The sequence below is a fragment of the Blastococcus sp. SYSU D00922 genome (assembly GCF_054050495.1).
Window position 1 is genome coordinate 1 of the sequence record NZ_JBJGZL010000018.1, and the last position, 22430, is coordinate 22430.

At 72.2% G+C, this 22430-nt stretch carries 14 protein-coding genes; 9 read left to right on the forward strand and 5 right to left on the reverse strand.

Annotated features, from left to right (window positions below; all coding sequences use genetic code 11):
- Window positions 1-106: 106 nt before the first annotated feature.
- From pth to ACI78T_RS19085, 7 genes are all read left to right on the forward strand, one after another.
- Window positions 107-697 (forward strand): aminoacyl-tRNA hydrolase, encoded by a 591-nt coding sequence (gene pth, locus ACI78T_RS19055; protein WP_456559699.1) that lies wholly within the window; start codon window positions 107-109, stop codon window positions 695-697.
- Between the two features lie 227 nt (window positions 698-924).
- Complete coding sequence (locus ACI78T_RS19060; RefSeq protein ID WP_456559700.1) at window positions 925-2397, forward strand: sugar transferase; 1473 nt, start codon at window positions 925-927, stop codon at window positions 2395-2397.
- A 142-nt stretch (window positions 2398-2539) separates the two neighbouring features.
- A complete protein-coding gene (locus ACI78T_RS19065; protein WP_456559701.1) occupies window positions 2540-3796 on the forward strand; it encodes a DUF1972 domain-containing protein in 1257 nt (418 codons plus the stop codon).
- 1 nt (window position 3797) lies between these two features.
- Entirely contained in the window at window positions 3798-4559 is a 762-nt protein-coding gene (locus ACI78T_RS19070) for a CDP-alcohol phosphatidyltransferase family protein (protein WP_456559702.1), read from the forward strand.
- A complete protein-coding gene (locus ACI78T_RS19075; RefSeq protein ID WP_456559703.1) occupies window positions 4556-5215 on the forward strand; it encodes a hypothetical protein in 660 nt (219 codons plus the stop codon). The genes ACI78T_RS19070 and ACI78T_RS19075 overlap by 4 nt, the downstream gene beginning before the upstream one ends.
- Before the next feature lie 253 nt (window positions 5216-5468).
- Window positions 5469-9977, forward strand: coding sequence for a PKD domain-containing protein (locus ACI78T_RS19080; protein WP_456559704.1), 4509 nt, complete (start codon window positions 5469-5471; stop codon window positions 9975-9977).
- Between the two features lie 193 nt (window positions 9978-10170).
- Entirely contained in the window at window positions 10171-13731 is a 3561-nt protein-coding gene (locus ACI78T_RS19085) for a PKD domain-containing protein (protein ID WP_456559705.1), read from the forward strand.
- Between the two features lie 79 nt (window positions 13732-13810).
- Here the strand turns inward: ACI78T_RS19085 and ACI78T_RS19090 are convergent, their stop codons facing one another.
- Window positions 13811-15220: a phenylacetate--CoA ligase family protein gene (locus ACI78T_RS19090; protein WP_456559706.1), complete on the reverse strand. Its 1410-nt coding sequence runs from the start codon at window positions 15218-15220 to the stop codon at window positions 13811-13813.
- A gap of 145 nt (window positions 15221-15365) precedes the next feature.
- Window positions 15366-16619, reverse strand: coding sequence for a hypothetical protein (locus ACI78T_RS19095; protein ID WP_456559707.1), 1254 nt, complete (start codon window positions 16617-16619; stop codon window positions 15366-15368).
- Window positions 16620-16835: 216 nt separating this feature from the next.
- Here ACI78T_RS19095 and ACI78T_RS19100 point away from each other — a divergent pair, with 216 nt between their 5' ends.
- Window positions 16836-18080, forward strand: coding sequence for an O-antigen ligase family protein (locus ACI78T_RS19100; RefSeq protein ID WP_456559708.1), 1245 nt, complete (start codon window positions 16836-16838; stop codon window positions 18078-18080).
- Between the two features lie 12 nt (window positions 18081-18092).
- Here the strand turns inward: ACI78T_RS19100 and ACI78T_RS19105 are convergent, their stop codons facing one another.
- From ACI78T_RS19105 to ACI78T_RS19115, 3 genes are all read right to left on the reverse strand, one after another.
- A complete protein-coding gene (locus tag ACI78T_RS19105; RefSeq protein WP_456559709.1) occupies window positions 18093-19235 on the reverse strand; it encodes a glycosyltransferase family 4 protein in 1143 nt (380 codons plus the stop codon).
- Between the two features lie 142 nt (window positions 19236-19377).
- Complete coding sequence (locus tag ACI78T_RS19110) at window positions 19378-20148, reverse strand: 2OG-Fe(II) oxygenase (protein WP_456559710.1); 771 nt, start codon at window positions 20146-20148, stop codon at window positions 19378-19380.
- A gap of 160 nt (window positions 20149-20308) precedes the next feature.
- On the reverse strand, window positions 20309-21556 hold the full coding sequence (locus ACI78T_RS19115) for a YveK family protein (RefSeq protein ID WP_456559711.1): 1248 nt from the start codon (window positions 21554-21556) through the stop codon (window positions 20309-20311).
- A 329-nt stretch (window positions 21557-21885) separates the two neighbouring features.
- Here ACI78T_RS19115 and ACI78T_RS19120 point away from each other — a divergent pair, with 329 nt between their 5' ends.
- Window positions 21886-22344 carry an adenylyltransferase/cytidyltransferase family protein gene (locus ACI78T_RS19120; RefSeq protein WP_456559712.1) on the forward strand — a complete coding sequence of 153 codons (459 nt, stop codon included), beginning with the start codon at window positions 21886-21888 and terminating at the stop codon, window positions 22342-22344.
- Window positions 22345-22430 lie beyond the last annotated feature (86 nt).

The window sequence follows — 22430 nt, forward strand, 5'->3', positions numbered from 1 at the left end:
TTGGCTGTTTGACCGCGCACAGGAGCCCAAAAACCCCCACCACCCCCCCCCCACCCCCCCCCCCCCCCCCCCGGGCCCCCCCCCCCCCCCCCCCCCCCCCGGTGGCGTGCCCTCCGAAGGGCCCTTCCTCGTCGTCGGGCTCGGCAACCCCGGCCCCGGCTACGCCGGCAACCGGCACAACGTCGGCGCCATGGTCCTCGACGAGCTGGCCTCGCGGGCCGGCATCAAGCTGTCCCCGGGGAAGGGCGCCCGCTCGAGGGCCGTCTCCGGCGAGGGGCGGCTGGCCGGGCGCCGCGTCGTCCTGGCCCGGCCCCTGACCTACATGAACGAGTCCGGCGGACCCGTCCGCGGGCTGCTCGACTACCACCACCTCCCGGTCGACGACCTCGTCGTCGTGCACGACGAGCTCGACCTGCCCTTCGCCACCGTCCGGCTCAAGCGCGGCGGCGGCGAGGGGGGCCACAACGGCCTGCGGTCGATCTCCCGGTCGACCGGCACCAAGGACTACCTGCGGGTGCGCGTCGGCATCGGCCGCCCGCCCGGCCGCCAGGACCCCGCCGACTTCGTCCTGAAGGACTTCTCCGCCGTCGAGCGCAAGGAGCTCGACCTGCTCCTCGTCGAGGCCGCCGACGCGCTGGAGGCACTCCTCGTCAAGGGCCTCGAGGCGGCGCAGAACGAGGTCCACGCGCGAACCTGAGCGTGCGTCCGGGACCGGCGGCCGTTGCCTCCGAAGGGGTGAAGCCCACGCATCGATGTGTTGACGTCCCCGATAACGCTCTGTAAATGTGAGCAGGCCGTGAAGCGGCCACGTGGAGCAAACGCGCAGTTCGATGTCGTTGACGCGACGTAGCCCCTGGCCGCGTGATCACACAGCGTAAACGGGGGGCTACGATGTTGGTCAAGCCGACGGGTGTTCGCGAAGGCTTGGACCACCTCCCGCTGCCGCGCGACGGATCGATGGTCGCGGACGCCGCTCCGCCGGTGCCCGCGCCCGGGCATCGCACTCCTGGCTGGGTCCGCCGCTACGCCGTCATCCTGCTCGTCCTCGAGACCCTCGCTGCTGCGGCGGCCGGGGCGAGCGTCGTGCTCGCGGCCGGCGGGGACGTTCCCCGCTCGAGTTCCTTGTTCTGGGCCGCGGTGGGCCTCGTGCCGGCATGGCCGCTGGTCCTCTTCGCGGTGGGCGCCTACTCCGAGCGCGTGTTCGGCACCGGGAGCGACGAGTACCGCCGTGTCGGCAGGGCCGGCTTCGCCCTCCTCGCCTTCGCCGGGTTCATCTCCTACGCGGCAGCCCTCGAGCTCAGCCGCGCGCTGGTCGTCGTGGCGGTTCCCGTGCTCACCCTGGTCACCCTGGTCGGCCGCTACCTGGCGCGCATGCAGCTGCGCCGGCTGCGGGCGCGCGGTCACTGCACGCGGCGGGTCATCGTGGTCGGCCGCGGTGGTGCGGTGCTCGAGCTCGCCGCGCGGGTCGGCCGCGAGAACTACGCCGGGCTGGACGTCGTCGGGCTGTGCGTCACCCCTGGTGACCGCGACCGTGTCGCCGCGGTCTCGACCATCCCCGTGGCGGGTCTGGAGGACGTCGTCGACCTCGCCTCCCGGCTGGGGGCGGACACCATCGCCGTCACCTCGGCGAGCGAGACCGCCGCGCAGTACCTGCGGCACCTCTCGTGGGAGCTCGAGGGCACCGGGATGGAGCTCCTCGTCGCACCGGGCCTCATCGAGGTCGCCGGCCCCCGCCTGCACATCCGGCCGTTCGAGGGGCTGCCGCTCCTGGCGGTGGAACAGCCTCGTTTCGAGGGCTGGTCGCGCATGGTCAAGGGGGGCATGGACCGCTCGGTGGCGGCCCTGGCCCTCCTCGTGCTGCTGCCGGTCCTCATCGCGATCGCGGTCGCCGTGCGGATCGACAGCCGGGGACCGGTGCTCTACCGGCAGGAGAGGGTCGGCCTCAACGGGCAGCCGTTCACGATGCTGAAGTTCCGCAGCATGGTCGTGGGCGCCGACGGGCAGGTCGACAGGCTGAGGGACGGCAACATCTCCGACGGGCTGCTCTTCAAGATGCGGGAGGACCCGAGGGTCACGTCGGTCGGCCGGTGGCTGCGCCGGCTCTCCCTCGACGAGCTGCCCCAGTTGCTCAACGTGCTGGCGGGCTCCATGTCGCTGGTGGGGCCGCGGCCGCCGTTGCCCGTCGAGGTCGCGCGGTACGACTCCTCCGTCAGCCGCCGGCTGCTCGTGAAGCCCGGTCTGACCGGGCTCTGGCAGGTCTCCGGACGCAGCGATCTCCCGTGGGAGGAAGCCGTCCGGCTCGACCTCCGCTACGTCGAGAACTGGTCGCTCGCCGCCGATCTCCTCATCCTCTGCAAGACCGTCCGGGCCGTGCTGGACCGGTCCGGGGCCTACTGAGCCGCGCGGGCCTCACCCCTGGGAGCTAGCACCAGCAGCGAGGAGGTCGGTCGGCGCTCTAGCGTTCTCCGCAGGTCGGCTCCGCCGACGAGGGAACGCTGCCCCCGGGCCGCACCTCTCCGCCCGATCGAACGGATCCGACATGAACCGCATGAGCATCGCCATGGTCGGGACACGGGGTGTCCCCGCCCGGTATGGCGGCTTCGAGACGGCGGTGGAAGAGGTCGGTCGGCGTCTGGCGGACCGGGGGCACCGGGTGGTCGTCTACTGCCGCAGCACGCCGGGGGAGCGGGGGGACCGCCCCGTCGAGCACCTCGGCATGGAGCTCGTCCACCTGGGAGCCGCCCGCAGGCGGTCCCTGGAGACCTTGAGCCACACAGCACTCTCGGTGCGGCACCTCATCGCGCACCGCACCGACGCCGCCATCGTGTTCAACGCTGCCAACGCCCCCCTGCTGCCGGCGCTCCGTGCGGCGCGAATCCCCGTGGCCACCCACGTCGACGGCCTGGAGTGGAAGCGCGCCAAGTGGGGTGGGGCCGGTCGCCGGTACTACCGGATGGCCGAGTCCCTGGCCGTGCGCTGGTCGGACCTGCTCATCGCCGACGCCCAGGGGATCGCCGACTACTACGAGGCGGAGTTCGGGGCCCCGACGTCGCTGCTCTCCTACGGTGCGCCGCTCATCGACCCCGGTGCCGACCGGTTGTCCCCGCTGGGGCTCGAGCCGGGCGGCTACCACCTCGTGGTCGCCCGCTTCGAGCCCGAGAACCACGTGGACGTGATCGTCGACGGCTACCGGCGCAGCGGCGCGACCCTTCCCCTGGTCGTCGTCGGTTCGGCTCCCTACTCGGACGAGTACACCGCGCGGGTCCACGGGCTCGCCGACGAGCGGGTGCGCTTCCTCGGTGGCCTGTGGGACCAGGTCCAGCTGGACCAGCTCTACGCGAACTCCTACTCGTACCTGCACGGCCACTCGGTGGGCGGGACCAACCCGTCCCTGCTGCGGGCCATCGGTGCCGGTTCGGCCGTCATCGCCTTCGACGTCGACTTCAACCGCGAGGTCGTGCAGGAGGCGGGGCGGTACTTCCGGTCCGCCGCGGACGTCGCAGCCGCCATCGAGGCGGCGGAGGCCGACCCCGCCGCCGTGACGGCGGCCGGCGTGCGGTCCCGTCAACTGGCCGAGCGGTACGACTGGGACACCGTGGCGAGCGGCTACGAGGACCTCGTCCGCAGCCTCGTCACCCGGCAGTTCCCGGGAACCCGCCCCAGCGGGCGGCGCGGGACGACGACATCGGACCGGCCCGGTACCCGCTCCAGCGCGCCCACGGAGACCCGCGCAGCCCGGGGCCCGGTCGGCAGCGACGACAGCACGGCCGCCGTCACGGCCGGTACGGGAGAGTGACGTGACGACGACCAGCTCGCGTCCGACGACTGCGCCGACCGGGGGTCTCGGGGAGACGCTCCGACGGCTGTCGTCCGCGCAGAAGGGGACGAAGGGGGCTCCGGCCTACTCGCGGTTCGTCAACCGCAAGCTGGGTCGCGTCCTGGCGGCGCTGGCCTTCCACGCCCGGCTCACGCCGAACGCCGTGACCGGGATCAGCGCCGCGTTCACCGGGTCGGCCGTCGCGATGCTGGCGCTGGTGCCCCCATCCTGGGGGATGGGCCTCGGCGTGACCGCCTGCCTCGTGGCGGGGTACGCGTTCGACGCGGCCGACGGCCAGCTCGCCCGGCTGCGCGGCGGCGGCTCCCCGGCCGGCGAGTGGCTGGACCACATGGTCGACGCGGCCAAGGTCTCGAGCCTGCACCTGGCGGTGCTCATCGGGTTCTACCGGTTCGAGACCGTCGAGCGCGGCCCGCTGCTGCTGGTGCCGATCGGCTTCTCGTTCGTCTCCGCCGTCTTCTTCTTCGGCATGATCCTCAACGACGCGCTGCGGGCGGAGCACGGTGCGGTGAAGCGGACCGAGCCGACGGCGGAGCGGCCGAGCGTGCTGCGTTCGCTGCTCGTGGCGCCGACGGACTACGGCGTGTTGTGCCTGGTCTTCGTGCTCCTCGGGGCCCCGGAGCTGTTCTACTCCGTGTACTCGCTGCTCTTCCTCGCGACAGGAGCGTTCCTCGTGCTGGCCTCGGTGAAGTGGTTCCGCGAGATGGGAGAGCTCGGACGGTGAGCGCGAAGACCCCGGACACCGCTGCCCCGCAGGACGGCGCCCGCCGGCGTCGCCTGCTGCTGCTCTCCGGGTTGGCCGCGCTGGTCGTGGCCGCCCTCGTCGTGGTGCTGGTGCTCTCCCTCGGCTCCGACGACGACGGCCCCTCCTCGTCGGCCTCGCCGACACTGGTCGGCCCGTCGACGAGCGCCTCGCCCTCCTCGACCGGGCAGGCGCTGGGGACGACGCCCGCGCCCGGCCCGACGGACCTGAACTCACCGCCGCCCGCACTGCCGCCGGTGGCCCTCGACGCGCGCGGCGAGGTGGGCAACGGGGTCGTGGCGACGCTGCCCTCGATCGAGGAGATCGAGAGCTCCGCGCAGGGCCCCGGCAACATCGCCGGCCCCGCGATCCGCGTGACCGTCAGGATCGAGAACGGGACGGCCGACGCCGTTCCCCTCGACGGCGTGTCGGTGAACATGTACTACGGCACGGACCTCACGCCGGCATCCCCGCTCGAGGACGCATCTCGCGCACCGTTCAACGGCACGCTCGCACCCGGCGACTCCGCCGAGGGGATCTACGTGTTCAGCGTCCCCGCCGACGAGCGCGACTCGGTGACCATCGAGGTCGGCTACGTGCCGGGAGCGCCGCTGCTGCTCTTCACGGGCGCGGTCTGAGTCCCGGGAAATTTCCGCTCTTCCGATTGAGGACGCCGGTCTTCGGGTATCTGCCTCGTTTTTGGCGTGAGTCTCAGCGGGCTGAGACTCCCTGATCACGCAGCGTCACGAGATTCACCCGATGTACCCGTCATTCCTCCGGATGAGCGAGGGGACAGGGCCTAGCGGGCCCGCAATCGTCACGCTTAGTATCCGCTGTCCAGTTCCGTCGTCGCTCGACGCACGGGTGCACAGACCAGCGGGGGAAACCACGATGACTGTTCGGTACACGGCCGCGTCGCAGCGAGCGGTGGCCCTCGTGATGGGCCTGCTCCTCGTGGTGGGTGTCCTCGCCCTGCTGACGCCTGGTCGGGCGCGAGCCGACTCGGCGCCGACGACCCCCGGCCCGCTGACGCCCGCCACGGTCACCGCGGACGCCCTGCCCACCGTGCAGCACAACGGCGTCGCGTGGTCGCAGGTGGTCCTCGGCGACATCGTCTACGTGGCCGGCAGGTTCAGCACGGCCCGCCCCGCGGGGGCCGCGCCCGGCACGCAGGAGGTCGCGCGCAACAACCTCCTGGCCTACAACATCAACACCGGTCAGCTGGTCACCAGCTTCGCCCCGAGCCTGAACGCGCAGGCGCTGATCATCACGGCCTCGCCCGACGGCTCCCGCCTGTACGTCGGCGGGGACTTCACCACGGTCAACGGCGTGGGCCGCAACCGGGTCGCCGCCATCGCTCCGGTCACCGGGGCGCTGATCAGCGGTTTCGCCCCCAGCGTCTCGAGCCAGGTCCGCGCCATCGCGGCGACGAACAGCACGGTGTACCTCGGTGGCAACTTCGCGTCGGTCAGCGGCAACGCCCGCAACCGGCTGGCCGCGGTCAACGCCTCGAACGGGGCGATCCTCCCGTGGGCCCCGCAGCCCGGCGACGGCCCCACCGACCAGAACTCGGCCCCTGCCCCGACGAACAACTCCACGCTCACCCACGACGTGATGGCGATGGTCGCGACCAACGGTGGCAGCCAGATCGTGGTGGCCGGCCGGTTCAACACGCTCAACGGGGCAGACGCCACGGGTGTCGGAGCGCTGGATGCCGCCACCGGCGCCACCAGGCCGTTCACGCTGGGCACGCTGATCACGAACCAGGGCATCAACTCGGCGATCAACAGCCTGTCGACCGACGGGACCAACGTCTACGGCACGGGGTACGACTTCTACGGTCCGGGCAACTTCGAGGGCTCCTTCGCGGTCACCGCCGACGGCGGCAACATCGTCTCGATGAACGACTGCCACGGCGACCACTACTCGGCCTTCGCCACCGCCTCGGTGGTCTACACCGCGGGCCACCCGCACGACTGCGGCAACATCGGCGGGTTCCCGGAGTTCAACCCCCGGATCAACAAGTTCGCCACCGCGGTGACCATCGCCCCCCAAGGCGTGGTCGGGCCGAACACCTTCGGGCCGGCGATCCGCGGCCTTCCCGCCGCGCACCTGCTGCCGTGGTTCCCCACCATGAGCCCCGGCACCTACACCAACCAGGGCCAGGCCGGCTGGAGCGTCGCCGGGAACGACAAGTACGTCGTCTTCGGCGGTGAGTTCCCGCGGGTCAACGGCGTCGCGCAGCAGGGGCTCGTCCGCTACGCGATCCCGAGCCTGGCGCCGAACAAGGTCACCCCCGACTACAACGACGCGCTCCGCGCCAACGTCGTGTCGCTCTCTGCCGGCACCGCGCGCGTCTCCTGGCAGACCACGTTCGACAACGACAACGAGAACCTGACCTACAAGGTGGTCCGCGCCGACCGGCCGAGCACGCCCGTCTACGAGACGACCGTCGCCTCCACCTTCTGGAACCGGCCGACCGTCGGCTTCGTCGACCGCGGCCTCACCGTGGGAGCCCAGTACACCTACCGCGTGTACGCCTACGACCCCTTCGGCAACTTCGCCATGCGTGGCCCGGCCACGGTGACGGTGTCGAACAACGCCGCCAGCGGTGGCCTGTACTCCGACACCGTCCTCGCCGACAACCCCGCGCACTTCTGGCGGCTCGACGAGTCGGCGGGCGCCACGACGTCCTACGACCAGGCCGGCTTCGACGACCTGGGCGTGAACGGCGGTGTCACGCTGGGCACCCCGGGCGCCCTGGCCGGCACCTCCAACACGGCGGGCACCTTCAACGGCTCCGGCGGCCTGGCCGCGACAGCCGCGGCGGTCCCCGGGCCGCAGGTGTTCAGCGTCGAGGCGTGGTTCAAGACCACGTCGACCTCCGGCGGCAAGATCGTCGGCTTCGGCAACCAGAACACCGGGACCAGCAACAACTACGACCGCCACATCTTCATGGGCGGTGACGGACGCGTGCAGTTCGGCGTCTACCCGGGCTTCACCGCGACGGTCGGCAACGGCACCCGCTACAACGACGGCCAGTGGCACCACGTCGTGGGCACCCTGGGCTCGACCGGTATGGCCATGTACATCGACGGCCAGCTCGCCGGGCAGCGGGGCGACGTCACCACCGCCCAGGACTACAGCGGTTACTGGCGCATCGGTGGCGACAACGCGTGGGCCGGTGACGTCTGGTTCGACGGCGCGGTCGACGACGTGGCCGTCTACGGCACGGCGCTGACCCAGCGCCAGGCGCAGCGGCACTTCGTCGTCGGCAGCACCGGGGAGGCCTTCAACGAGCCCCCGACGGCCGCGTTCACCTCCTCGGCCAACGGGCTGACCGCGAGCTTCGACGGCCGGGGCTCCTCGGACGTCGACGGGTCGATCTCGGCGCTGGCGTGGAACTTCGGCGACGGGACGACCGGCTCCGGGCCGACCACCACGCACGCCTATGCCGCGCCGGGCACCTACCGGGTCACGCTGACGGTGACCGACAACCGCGGCGCCACCTCCACGTACTCGCGGGCGATCAGCGTGGTGTCCTCGGGCACGACGGGGGGCGCCTACTCCTCCGCCGTCCTCGCTGACGGGGCCGCGCACTACTGGCGGCTCGGGGAGCCCTCCGGCACCGGGTACGACCTGGCCGGGGCCGACGACCTCGTCGTGCGCTCCGGGGTCACCCGAGGCAGCGACGGGGCGATCCAGGGCGACGTCGACAAGGCGGCCACGTTCAACGGCTCGCAGTCCGGGAGCGCGTCCACCGAGAACCTGACCCCGGGGCCGAACGTCTTCACCCTCGAGGCCTGGTTCAAGACCACGTCGACGTCCGGCGGCAAGATCGTCGGCTTCGGCAACCAGCAGGCCGGCAACAACAGCAGCAACTACGACCGGCACGTCTTCATGGACGAGTCCGGCCGGCTGGTCTTCGGCGTGTGGACCGGGCAGGCGAGCGTCGTCACGAGCAACCCGGGCTACAACAACGGCCAGTGGCACCACGTGGTGGCGTCGCTGAGCCCGGCCGGCGAGGCGCTGTACATCGACGGTGCCCTGGTCCAGGCGCGCAACGACATCACCGCCGGCCAGCCCTACGACGGGTACTGGCGCATCGGTGGGGACTCCAGCTGGGCCGGGGCCCCGTACTTCGCGGGCGTCATCGACGACGTGGCCGTCTACCCGGCGGCCCTCTCGGCGGCCCAGGTGCAGCAGCACTTCACGCTGGGGAGCAACGTCCCGCCGCCGAACCCGGCACCGCAGGCCGCCTTCACCTCGACGGTCAGCGGCCTGACGGTGGAGGTCGACGGCACCTCGTCGACCGACGACGGCTCCATCGCCGCCTACAGCTGGGCCTTCCAGGGTGGTGGCGTGGCCAGCGGGCCCACGGCGTCCTACACCTTCCCGGGCACGGGCACCTACGACGTGACCCTCACGGTGACCGACGACAAGGGCGCCACGAACGCGGTGACGCAGCAGGTGTCGGTGACGGCGCCGCCGCCGAACCAGGCGCCGGAGGCCGCGTTCACCTCGTCGGCCACCGGGCTGGACCTCTCGGTCAACGGCAGCTCCTCCACCGACAGCGACGGCCAGGTCACCCAGTACGCGTGGGACTTCGGTGACTCGGGCACGGCGGTCGGCGCGACGGCGACGCACAAGTACGCCAGCGCGGGCACGTACCAGGTGACCCTGACGGTGACCGACGACGACGGTGCGACCGACTCGGTCACCAACCAGGTGACCGTGACGGCGCCGCCGGCCGGACCGCCGCTCGTGGCGGCCGACGCCTTCCAGCGGACGGTGACCGGCGGCTTCGGGACGGCGGACCTCGGCGGGGCGTGGACGTCGCTCTACGCGGCGTCGCGGCAGTCGGTCAACAACGGCACGGCGGCGTTCTCCCTGGCCGCCGGAACGCAGTCGGGCACGTACCTGAACTCGGTGAGCCAGACGGCGGTCGACCTGACCAGCACCGTCACGGTCGCGCAGGCGCCGACGGGCGGTGGCGTGAACGTGCTGCTCACCGGTCGGCGGGTCGGCCTCAACCAGGAGTACCGGCTGCGGCTGCGATTCCTGGCCAACGGACAGGTGCTGGCCGGCTGGACCCGGCTGTCGGGCACGTCGTCCGACGTCCTGATCGGGACGGAGGTGGCCCTGCCGGGCACCTACGTGCCGGGGACGCCGCTCAGGGTGCGCATGAACGTGACCGGCACCGGCACGACGCAGCTGCAGGCGCGGGTCTGGAAGGCGTCGGACCCGGAACCGGCGACCTGGACGGTGGCGCGGAGCGACACGACCGCATCGCTGCAGGCCGCCGGTGGGGTCGGGGCGATGGCGTACCTCTCGGGGACGGCCACGACCGCGCCGGTCTCGGTGCAGCTGTCCGGCCTCGAGGTCCGCAAGCTGGACTGAGCGGAAGCCCTCACGACCGAACCGTCCTCACTCCAAGTGAGGACGGTTCGGTCGCGTAACGGAGATTTACGCTGGTCATCACCGCATCGTGTGACAGGTGAGCGCTGGAACCTCTGTGATCGTCACGCTTAGTATTCGAAGTCGAGGCCGGAAGGCGATGGCGTCCGGGTCTGTCACACGGGGGGAAACACCGATGAACGCACTGTGGACCGAGGGCGCCAAGCGCCTGGCGGCCGGCACCACGAGCCTGCTGCTCGCTGCGGGGGTGCTGGTCCTCGCGTCGCCCGCGGCCCGGGCCGACTCCGCGCCGCTCGACCCGGCGAACCCGGCCACGCCGGTCACCGTGACGGCCGACGCGTTGCCGACCACGCAGATCAACGGCGTCGCCTGGTCGCAGGTGATCGTGGGCGACACCGTCTACGTCGCCGGCAAGTTCTCCACGGCGCGCCCCGCCGGCGCACCCGCCGGAACGCGGGAGGTCGCGCGCAACAACCTGCTGGCCTACGACATCCGGACCGGCGCGCTGCTGGACTGGGCGCCGAGCCTGAACGCCCAGGCGATGGTCGTCGCCACGTCCCCCGACGGCAGCCGCCTCTACGTCGGCGGGGACTTCTCGACCGTCGACGGCCAGCCGCGGACCCGCATCGCCGCCTTCGACCTCGCCACCGGCTCGCTCGTCCCGGACTTCCGGCCCAGCCTGGGCGGGCAGGTCCGCGCGATCGCCGCGACCGGCGGAACCGTCTACATCGGCGGCAACTTCGCCGCCGTGGGGTCGCTGAAGCGCAACGGCCTCGCGGCGCTGTCCGCCGCCGACGGCTCGGTCCTGCCGTGGGCGCCCATGCCGGGTGTCGGCTCGACCTCCGGCAACCGCGTGCCCAACAACCCGACCCTGAACGCGACCACCAGCGACGACATCACCTCGCTCGTGCTCACCAACGGCGGCAGCCAGGTCGTCGCGGGCGGACGGTTCGACACCCTGAACGGCGTCCGGTCGACCGGTGTGGGCGCACTCGACGCCGTCACCGGCGCGACGAGGCCGTTCGCCATCGGCCAGCTGCTGACCAACCAGGGCGTGAACTCCGCCGTCACGAGTCTGAGCACCGACGGCACGCGCGTCTTCGGCACGACGTACGACTACTACGGCCCGGGCAACCTCGAGGGCTTCTTCGAGGTCACCGCCGACGGCGGCAACGTGCTCGCGATCGACGACTGCCGAGGCGACACGTACTCCAGTCACGCGATGGGCGGCGCGCTCTACGTCGCCGGCCACCCGCACGACTGCAGCAACATCGGCGGCTACCCCGAGCAGAACCCCCGGACGCACCGGTACTCGGTCGCCTACAGCATCGCTGCCGTGGGCAAGGTCGGCACGAGTGCACTGGGCAACGGCGCATTCCGCGGCGCCCCGGCCCCCGCGCTGCAGAACTGGTTCCCCGCCATGACCCCCGGCACCTACACCGGTCAGGGGCAGGCGGGCTGGAGCGTCGCCGGCACCGGCGAGTACGTCGTCTACGCGGGCGAGTTCCTCCGGGTCAACCAGGTCGGCCAGCAGGGCCTGGTCCGGTTCGCCACCAGCAGCGTCGCGCCGAACAAGATCGGCCCGGACGCCGTCACGGACCTCACGCCGACGGTGTCCGCCGTCACCGCGGGGGTGACGCGACTGTCCTGGCGGGCGACGAGCGACCGGGACAACGAGAACCTGACCTACAAGGTCTACCGCGACGGGAGCGCGACCCCGGTTGCCACGATGGTCCGGGCTTCGACGTGGTGGAACCGGCCCACGATGCAGTTCACCGACACGGGCCTGGCCGGCGGCACGCACTCCTACGTCGTGACCGCGACCGACCCGTTCGGCAACGTCGTCACCTCCGATGCCGCGAGCGTCACGGTGGCCGCGGGCAGCGGTCCGCGGACCTACGCCGCGACCGTGCGGGCCGACGGCGCGCAGAACTACTGGCCGCTGAACGAACGGCAGCGCGGCACGGCGTTCGACAACGCGGGGGCGACCGATCTCGGCGTCGGATCCGGCGTGACGGTCCAGGCCACCGGCGCTCTGCTCGGTGACGGCGACACCGCGTACACCTTCGGCGGGCGGAGCAGCGGGATCGCCTACTCGCAGACGGCCGTCGCCGCTCCGAACACCTTCACCGCTGAGGCGTGGTTCAGGACCACCGACCAGAAGGGCGGGAAGATCCTCGGCTTCGGCAACTCGAGGACGAGCCAGAGCAGCGTCTACGACCGGCACGTCTACCTGGACGGGAACGGCCGGGTGGTCTTCGGTGTGGACTCGAACCTGCGGCGGACCGTCGCCACGACGACGAGCTACGCCGATGGCAAGTGGCACCACGTCGCTGCGTCGCTGAGCCCGGCCGGGATGGCGCTGTACCTCGACGGCAAGCTGGTGGGCACCCGCACGGACACGACGACCGGCACTGCCTACAACGCGTACTTCCGCGTGGGTGGCGACCGCAGCTGGTCCGGTGACGGGTGGTTCGCCGGTCAGATCGACGACGTCGCCCTGTACCCCACGGCGCTGGCCGCCGACCGGGTGGCCAACCACCACAGCCTGGGCAGCACCGGCAAGCCGTCGAACGTGGCGCCGGAGGCGCGCTTCACGTCCTCGGCGGACTACCTGGACGTCTCGTTCGACGCCAGCGGCTCGGTCGACCGGGACGGCAGCGTGGCGGGTTACGCGTGGAACTTCGGTGACGGCACGACCGGCACGGGCGTCGCGCCGCGGCACGGCTACACCGCCGCCGGCACCTACACCGTCACGCTGACCGTCACCGACGACGCGGGGGCGAGCACCAGCACCAGCGCGCCGGTGACAGTGGTGGCGCAGCCGCCGAACGTGCCGCCGACGGCGACGGTGAACGTCACCGCCGACCCCGTGGACCCGCGGACGATCTCGGTCGACGCGGTGGGCTCCGGTGACCCGGACGGCGCGATCGTCGCCTACGCCTGGGCGTTCGGCGACGGTGTCACCGCGACCGGCCCCGCGGCCACGCACACCTACGCGGCCGACGGCACCTACCCCGTCACCCTGACGGTGACCGACAACCGCGGCGGCACGGCCACGGTCGTCGAGGACGTGACGGTCAAGGCGCCGGTCGTCGTCGCCGCCGACGCCTTCGGGCGCACGGTCACCGGTGGACTCGGGACCGCCGATGTCGGTGGGGCCTGGACGGCGGTGTACGCCGCCATCCGCCAGTCGGTGGCCGACGGCGTGGCGTCGTTCGCCCTGGAGCCGGGCAGGCAGGCCGGGTCGTACCTGACGGAGCTGGCCGAGACCAGGATCGACGTGGTCACCACCGTCAACGTTCCCCAGGCGCCGACGGGCAGCGGGGTGAACGTCCTCGTCACCGGCCGGCGCGTGGCGGCTGGTGAGGAGTACCGCGTGCGACTGCGTTTCCAGGCCAACGGAACGGTGTACGCCGGCCTCACCCGGGTCTCCGGTGGCAGCGGCGACGTGGTCCTCGGCCGCGAGGTGGTCCTGCCGGGCGGTGCCTACGTCCCCGGGACGCCGCTGCGGGTCCGCCTCGTGGTGACCGGCACGGGCGCCACGGAGCTGAGCGCGCGGATCTCCCCGGCCTCGTCGCCGGAGCCGACCGGGGCGTGGACGCTGACGGCCACCGACTCGACCGCCTCGCTGCAGGCTTCGGGCGGCATCGGCGCCATGGCCTACCTCGCCGCGAACGCGACCGGGAACGTGACGGTCCAGCTGTCGGCGCTGGAGGCGCGCAGGGTCGACTGACCTCCACAGTCACAGCGGCAGGGGGACGGCGACGCACGTCGCCGTCCCCCTGCCGCGTTCCCGGCAGACGGTGCGGGCGTCAGGTCGCCGGCGCGGTCGGTTCCCCGGAACCGGTGGGGGCCGGGGGAGTCGCCGGCGCGAGGTCGGAGACCACGTACTTCACCTTGCCGCCGGTGAACGGCAGCCCGTCGACGTACTCGGTCGTGATCGGTACCTCGTCCTGGACGCGCTGGCGGAGTGCCTCGACGGCTGTCTCGACGTGCTGCGCACTGTCCGGGCCCGCGCCCAGGACGACCCGCACGACGATCGAGTAATCGGCCCTCTGGTGGATCTGGAAGAGCCGCACGCTGTCGGGGTGGCCGCCGAACATGCCCATGAGCCGGTGACCGATCGATCTGCCGCTGGGCAGCCGGATGATGTCCGTGGACCGACCCTCCGGCTGGCTCATCAGCGGGAGGGTGACCCCGCACGGGCACGGCGTGTCCACCATGGCGCCGCGGTCACCGAGCCGGTACCGGATCAGCGGGAACACGCGATTGGTCAGGTCCGTGACGACCAGCTCGCCCACCTCACCGGGAGGAAGCCGGCGGCCGTGCTCGTCGACGACCTCGACGAAGCGGGCGTCGGCGAACGTGTGCAGGCCGTTGCGCGCGCTGCACTCACCGGCGATCCAGCCGAACTCCGAGCCCCGGTACTCGTCGTAGACCGGGGCCTGGAAGAACGTCTCCAGCCGCCGGCGCACCGACGTCGTCAGCGGGGCCGCCGTCGTGGCGACCGCGGTGAGCGGCGGCGTCTCCAGCCCGGACTCCTCGAGGAAGTCGGCGAACTCGAGCATGGAGCCGACGTAGCCCTCGAGCAGCGCCGGCCGGATCGCGCGGATCCGCTGGTGGAACGAAGCCATCGACTCGGGGCTCATGAGGCCGGCGTCGAGGTACGTCTGGCGGCTGGGCCACCACTGCACCCCGTTCTTCAGGCTGTCCATGCGGCCGAAGCCCCACCGGCCCACGCGCGCCAGGTCGTCCCAGGGCTCGATCCCCCACCAGGAGTACATCCGCCATGCCAGGGCGAGCGTCGGGACCCGGGAGTCGTGCTTGGTCTGCAGGGGTTGCCCGGTGCTGCCGCCGGTCTTGGCCGCTCTGACCGTGCGTGGCCCGGCCTCCGTGGACTCGAACGCGGCCGAGTTCTCCTTGACCACGGTGCGATCGATGGTCGGGATGGCGTCCCAGTCGTCCCAGCTGCGGATGGCGGGCACCTCGACGCCGTGGTCGGCGTAGAACTTCCGGTAGAAGCCGGTGCTCTCGGTGGCCCAGCTCAGCATGCGGGTGGCGCTTTCCCACTGCAGCTCGCGCAGCTGCTCGGGCGGCAACGTCTGCTGGTGCATGAGTTCCGCGAGGAACGCGCCGCTGCGACGCCGGAGCGTCTTCGACTTGGCCCGGAAGGCAAGCGCTGCGAACGTGGTGCGGCGGCGGGCCGCCGCCCCTCGGTCCATCTCAGTACGCAAGCCGAGCTACTCCCTCGCAGCGAAGACGGTCCGGGTGGGCGTCGCCGGAAGTCTGTCCTAGATCCCCGCGGCCCTCAATCGCATGGACCGGCGCGTGGCACGTTGGGGTGAGGCGCCGGGGGCGGCGACGGCGTCAGGCGGTGGCGGGCTCCACGGCCGACTCCTGACGTCGGACGATCGGGACCAGCAGCGACCGGCGCAAGACGTACGCCGCGACCGCAGGACCGACGGCGAGGGCCAGCGGGCTCCAGAGCGCGCCGTCCTCGATCCAGAGCGCGCACAGCACCGCGAGGACCAGGGAGCCCAGCTCCGACACCCGCATCGCCATGACTCGCCGCTGCCCGCCGTGGACCATGCCCATGCTGCCGTAGGGGAGCAGCGCGCCTGCCGTCATCGCATAGCCGGTCCACGCCACGACGGCTGCCACCGGGACGTCGTAGCTGCTGCCGGTCATCAGAGGGCCCAGCCACGGCAGCAGCAGCACGCCCGCCGCGCCCAGCACGGCCGCTCCCAGGACGAGGGCCACGACCGTCCGGTCGGCGAACCGGAGGCTCTCGGAGAGGTCGCGGTGCCGCAGGGACACGAAGTGGGGGAGCAGGAAGGATCCGACGCCGGTGACGAGGAGGAGCGTCGGAGCCGTGTACACGCGGGCGATCTCGACCGCGCCGTAGGCGGCGGCGCCCACGACTGCGATGAGCGCGATGCGCAGCAGGCTGAGGGCCGCCGGCCGGATCATCTGGGTCAGGGCCGACCAGACCCCGAAGCCCGCGACGCCGCGCAGGGCCGGACGCCGCCACGGGCCACGCGGTCGTTCGCCGGCCGGGACGCACCACCAGGCGATGATCCCCGCGCCGGTCTGCGAGACCAGGACGGCGACGACGAACGACGTCATCGTGAGCTCACCGGTCATCTCCAGCACGACCAGCGTGCCGATGGCGAGGACCACGTTGGTGATGTCCACGGTGGGCAGGGACCAGAAGCGGCGCGTGGCCATGAGCAGCCGGCGCAGCGTGTCCTCGACGATGAAGGCCGCGCACGCGAGCCCGACCAAGGGGGCGGACCACCCGGGCACGACGCCGCTCACGACGGCCGCCAGCACGCCGGCGACACCGATGACGAGCGCCACGATGACGGTCCACGCGTGCAGGCCCGCCCTGATCCGCGGCTCGTGACGGTCCAGGATCGTCAGGCTGGAACCGACCATCCCGCTGGAGACGGCTGTCGCCAGCAGCAGCGCTCCGTACCCGAGGGCGAACACCGCCAGGCCCGCAGCACCCAGCTCCCGCGCCGCCGCCACCTGGAGCGCCAGCCCGGCGACGGCGCTGGTCCCCTGGGCGACCAGGGCGCCGCCGGCCGGATGGCGCAGCAGCCCCCGTAGTCGTCCCACGGCACCGATCCTCCCCCGGACAGGCGCCGTTGCGGCCCTGGACGGCGCCGACATCACCCCACGGGGTTCGACGTCGCGCCACGGTCGGTGCCGACCGCCGGGCTCGAGTGGTCCCTTCCGGGCCCGTCGCACGCCTTTCCGGGGCCCCGTGGCAGTTACAGTTCTGCGGCCTTCCTCGTCGCGCACCTGAGCCGGCGCCCGGATGATTGGTCCCCCGTGTCCGCTACCCCTGCCCGCCTCCTCTGCGTCGGGCTGTGCCTCGTCGGCAGCACGGTGGTGTGGCGCCAGGGCGTCTACTTCTCCGGGTCGCTGGACCCCGTCGTCGTGGGCAAGGGGCTGCTCAGCCTGATCGGTCTCGTCCTCGCCATCGCCCTGGCGCAGCCGCGACCTCGACGCCCCCTCGGCACCGGCACGCTGTGGTTCGTGGCCGTCTTCCTGCTCGCGTCCACGTTCGGTGCGCTGACCGGTGGGACGGTGGCGGCCAGCGGACCCATCGTCCTGCGGGTGGCCGTCCTGACCGCGACCGTCTACTTCCTGCTGCGGGCCGCGCCGACGGCCGACGCGCTCCGGGCGCTGGTGCGGGCCTGCGCGATCGTCGCGCTGGTGGCCGCTGCCACCGGGATCCCGACCCTCGCCGACGGGCGCCTCGGCGGCGGCATCCCGCCGCTCAACCCGAACGAGCTTGCCCTCCTGTCCGGCGTCGTCGTGCTGGCCATGGCCTGGCCCAGCCTGCTGGGCCGGCCGACGTGGCTGAACAGCCTCGCCGTGGTGGGCTTCCTCGGCATCATCTGGCTGACCGGCTCCCGGACCTCGCTGATCATGGTGCTGCTCGGCCTGGCCGTGATGGTCCTGCGCGTCCGCAGGCCGCGGGTCGGCCTGGTCGTCACCATGCTGTGCACCGCCGCGGTGGCCGTCGTCGTCGTGGCCACGACCGGCGTCGTCGAGAGCTTCGTCGAGCGCGGCGGCGACGGCACGAGCACGCTGGACTCCCGCCTCATCGCTTGGCGGGCCGCCTGGTCGTGGACCGAGTCGGTCTGGCAGATCGCCTTCGGGGGTGGTCTGTCGGTGAAGTTCATCCCGGTCGCGGGCCAGTGGTGGAACACGCAGCTGCTGGACAGCAGCTGGGTGTCCGCACTGGTCCAGGCCGGCTGGGTCGGTCTCATCGTGGCCCTGGCCTGGGTGCTGTGGATCTTCCTCGGGCTGCGACGGGTCCCGCGCGAGGAAGGCATGCTGTTCCTCGGCCTCACGGTCTTCCTGGTCGGCCGCAGCCTGCTGGAGAGCGGGCTGTTCGATGCGACGCCCGGCTTCATCGTCCTGGCACTGATCTCGATGCGGGTGGAGGGCGGGACGCGCCTGCGCATGGTGGCGCCGGGGGACCGCCCTGGCGTCGGCCCGGGGCGCCCGTCGGCCGGGGTCGCAGCCGGTGCTCCCTCACCGGACCTCGTCGCACGCGGGGACTGAGCAGGGGCCGGGTCAGCTGCCCTGGAGGACCGCGTCGCTCAAGCCCGCCGAGTACGCCTCGATGGAGAAGCGGGAGCGCGCGTCCGCGAGGCCTGCGCGACCGAGCGCGTCCGCCTGCTCGGGGTGCTCGAGCAGGTGGATGACGGCGTCGGCGAGAGCTTGCGGGTCGTCGGGCTCGACCAGAACCCCGGTCTCGCCGTGCTTGATGACCTCCGGCAGGCCGCCGATGCGGGTGGCGACCACCGGCCGGCCCAGCAGGAGGGCCTCCACGGCGACCAGGCCGAACGACTCCACCCGCGAGGGCATGAGCACGACGTCGGCGTCCGCGACGTAGGGCGTCGGGTCCCGGAAGCCGGTGAACACGGTGATGTCGGCGACGCCCTCGTCGGCGGCCAGCCGGTGCAGCCCCTCCACGAGGTCCTCGTAGCCGGGGTACCCGTCCCCGACGAGCGTGAGCGTGACGTCGTACCCGGCCCGGCGGACGAGCGCCGTCGCGCGGATCGCGATGTCCTGACCCTTGATCGCGGACAGCCGGCCCACCACCACCAGGCGGTGCGGGCCGGCCTCCGGCCCGGCGGAGGACGCGGGGGTCCGCGACGGCTCGCGCACGCCGTTGTGCAGGACGCGGCTGCGGCGCGCCATGCGCTCGCCCAGGGAGGAACGGATCCACGCGAGCGTGCCCTCGCTGTTGGCCAGCACGAGGTGGGCCGCGAGCAGCGGTGCGAGCAGCAGCGCACTGCCGGTGCGCGACATCTGCGGCACGCTCTCGTGGAGGTGGCAGACCACGCGCGTCCGGCTCAGCCGGCCGGCGATGAGCCACTCCGGAGCGGCGATCGTGCTCACGTACAGGGCGGCGGGACGGCGGGCCCGCAGCCAGACGGTCAGCGTGGCGACCGACCACAGGAACTGGCCGAGGAAGACCAGCGCCTTCCACGGCGTCGTGAGCTCGACCTTGCGCAGGACCGGGAAGGGCATGATCTGGTGGTGGATGCCCCGGCGCGCCACCTCGTCGACCAGCGGGCCCTGCTTGGAGAGCACGACCAGGACGTCGGGGGCCATCGCGTCGATGCTCTCGAGGAACATGCGGTCGCTGCCGTAGAGGTCGGCGTGCGGGTGCACGGCGATGGTCGTCGGACCGGCGACGTGCGTGGTCACGGCGCCTCCTTGCAGGACGTCGATCGCGCCGGGGCGCGGGGTGTGGGCGCGTGCCCGCTCGGGCGGTGCACGGGGGTGCTGGACGAGCGCGACCGCCCCGACCCGGCGGGTCTGCCGGGCCTGGGCGGTCGGGCGCGGTGGGTCAGCGGTTCTTCGCGGTGGCGCTCCCGAACAGCTTCGTCTTGACCTTGACGGCCGTGTCGTAGTGCCGGGCGAAGGTGCGCTTCAGGGTTCCGGCGGACTCCGGCGACCACCCGGTGGTGCGCGCCTCGACGCTGCCCTCGGGCACGAGCTCGTAGGCGTAGGTGGCGATCGACTTGCGCGTGACCCCCGGCGGGAGCGTCATCTTCTTGAACCCGTGGAAGGTGCGGTCGTCGGTCACCATGATGAGGCCACGGTTGAACAGCGGCTCGATCGCCCGCGTCTCGCCGTCGGGACCGTTCTTGATCAGCAGCCGGCCGTCGTACTCGGGCTTCCAGTCCTTGTTCAGGTACAGCAGGACGTTCAGCGTCCGCAGCCAGTTCGAGTGCAGCGGGTGCATGTTGAAGTCGACGTGGGTGTCCAGGAAGCCGCCGTCACCGCTCTGGTGGAACCCGCCGCCGTGGAACGCCGGGTCGACGAAGAGGTCCTTGCCGGTCAGCGTGCTGATGAACTGCTTGAACTGGTCGCCCATGAGCGCGTCGTAGAACGCCTTGCTGGTCGGGCCCTGCTCCGCCACGCTCGACAGCTCGTGCTTGTCGCCGAACACGTAGTCACGGGACTTGGGCATGGCGTCGGGGCGGGGGAATTCCTGGAGGAGCGCCTCCGCCGTCGCGGTGTCGAGGAAGTCGTCGATCACGAGCAGCGGAAAAGGGCTCGCCGTCTGGAATTCCTTGGACAGCTCGTCCGCCCGATCGATCCATGCGTTGAACATCGTCACTCCAGTTGTCTGCTGCCTAGCGGTCGTCGTGAGCGTTTCGTCGTGAACGAGCTCCCGTGCTGCGACGCTAACGCCCTCGCTGCCGCTCATCTACGGCTCTTGCCTCCATGGGGGGATTCCCCCGGACGGCGGATGCGCAGCGATCGGGACGGGCTCAGCGGGCGGTCGCCCCGTCCGCTCCGCCGGTGCCCGCGGGGGCGCCGGGCCGGACGCCCGCGAGCAGCCGTGCCGACGCCGCCCTGGGGTCGTCCGCCGGGGTGCGGGCGGGGGGACGGCGCTTCTCGGCGGACCTGGAGCGGCCGCGCCGGCGCCGGATCACGACCACGGCCAGCGTCGTGATGCCGGCGGTGCGGAGCAGGCCTTGGAGCTCGCGCAGTTCGGCGGCGGCGACCCGACCGCTCCGGACGACCAGCACCACTCCCGTGCACTCCCGGGCGACCTCCCGCCAGGTGCGCAGCGGAGCCAGCGGGTCCCCGAGGTGGAGGCGGACCTGGGCGTTCGGGTGCGGGTCCCGGGTGGCGGCGGGCGCCGAGTACTCGGAGACCGACGAGGAGACGCGGTGCCCGTCCAGCTCCGTGGCCACCGCCGCGGCGAACTTCGCCACCGCCCGGTGTTCCGCCGCTGACGGCGACGGGGACAGCATGAGGATCCGGACCGGCCGGTTCTCCGCCATGACCTCGAGGCGCCGCGCCAGGCCCCGGGCCGGGTCCCCTGCCAGACGACTGCGGCGGGCCCGTCCCCGCGGCGCCGTCAACACGGGCACGGCGGCCGGATCGGCCGCGTCCTCGTCCCACGCCGCTCGGACGTCGGACTCGTCGTAGAGGGCTGTGCTGCTGCGCCCGCGGATCACGGCGAGAGCCAGACCGAGGAGCAGCCCCACGCAGAGCCCCAGCGCCAGGACGTAGATCGACGAGACACCCGACGGCGAGGTCGGCTCGGTGGCGGGGTCGGTGACCGTGAGGGTCACCGGCGGCGGCCCCGACTCGGTGCGCTCGAGGGTCTGCACCACCTCGGTGAACTCGTCAGCGACGGCGTTGGCCAGCGCCGCGGCCTGCTCCGGCGAGGCGGAGGTCGCGGTGATGACGATCTGGGAGGTGTCGACGGGATTGCTGGCCCTGACCTGCTCCTGGACCTCGGCGAACGGAGCATCGAGCTGCAGCTGGTCCATCACCGGGGCGAGGACCGCACGGCTGGATGCCACGTCGGGGTAGCTCTTCACCCGCTGGGCCACCAGCTGCGGACTGCCGGTCGAAGACCCGGCGACGAAGACCTCGGCCCGCGCCTCGTAGGTGGGGCTGCTCAGCTGGACCAGCGCGGCGGCCAGGGCGACCCCCAGGAGCGCGGGGACGACCCAGAAGGGCCAGTGCCGGCGTATCGCGTTCAGGTAGTCGATGAATTCCACGTCGTCCTCCGTCCGCGCCTCGGACAGAGGAGCAACCCCGCCGCCATCGGCCTGGACCGTGGACTTTAGTCGCCCGGACGCGGCCTCCCCAGGTCCCGACCGCGCCCGCTCACCCCATTCGGGGAGCTTGCGCCCCTCGTCGTCCCGCGGTCACTACGAAGGGGTGAGACGAGGGCGGAAGGTCACCTGCAGTGACGGGTGTTCCGGTAGTTTCCGGCCGGAAGGTCCTGGACGGCGCGGTTCCACATGCCGTCCGGCTACTCGGAGTGAGCGGATGGTGCCTCGCAGCCGCGGGTCCGCCCAGGAATCGACGACACGGGGAGCGGAACATGACTGTGATCGGGTACGCCCCCGGTGCCTACGACCTGTTCCACATCGGCCACCTGAACATCCTGAAGCACGCCGCGGAGAGCTGTGACCGCCTGATCGCGGGGGTCGTCTCCGACGAGATGCTCGTGCTCACCAAGGGGCGCGCGCCGGTCATCCCGCTCGCGGAGCGCATCGAGATCGTCCGCAGCCTGCGGTTCGTCGACGACGTGCACGCCGAGGTGGTCCCCGACAAGATCGACACCTGGCGCCAGGTCGGCTTCGACGTGATCTTCAAGGGTGACGACTGGCGCGGCACGGCCAAGGGTGACCGGCTCGAGCGGGACTTCGCCGCGGTCGGCGTGGAGGTGCGGTACTTCCCGTACACCGCGCACACCTCCAGCACGATCCTGCGCAAGGCGCTCGCCGCCATCGACGCCGAGGAGCCGGTGGGCCGCGTCGCGCGCGCCCTCACCTCCTGAGGACGACGGCAGGGGCCGGAACCCGGGGCTAACCTGGAGGTCCGGCCCCTGTCGCATGTCCGCGGCACGTGCGGGCCGCCTTCGAT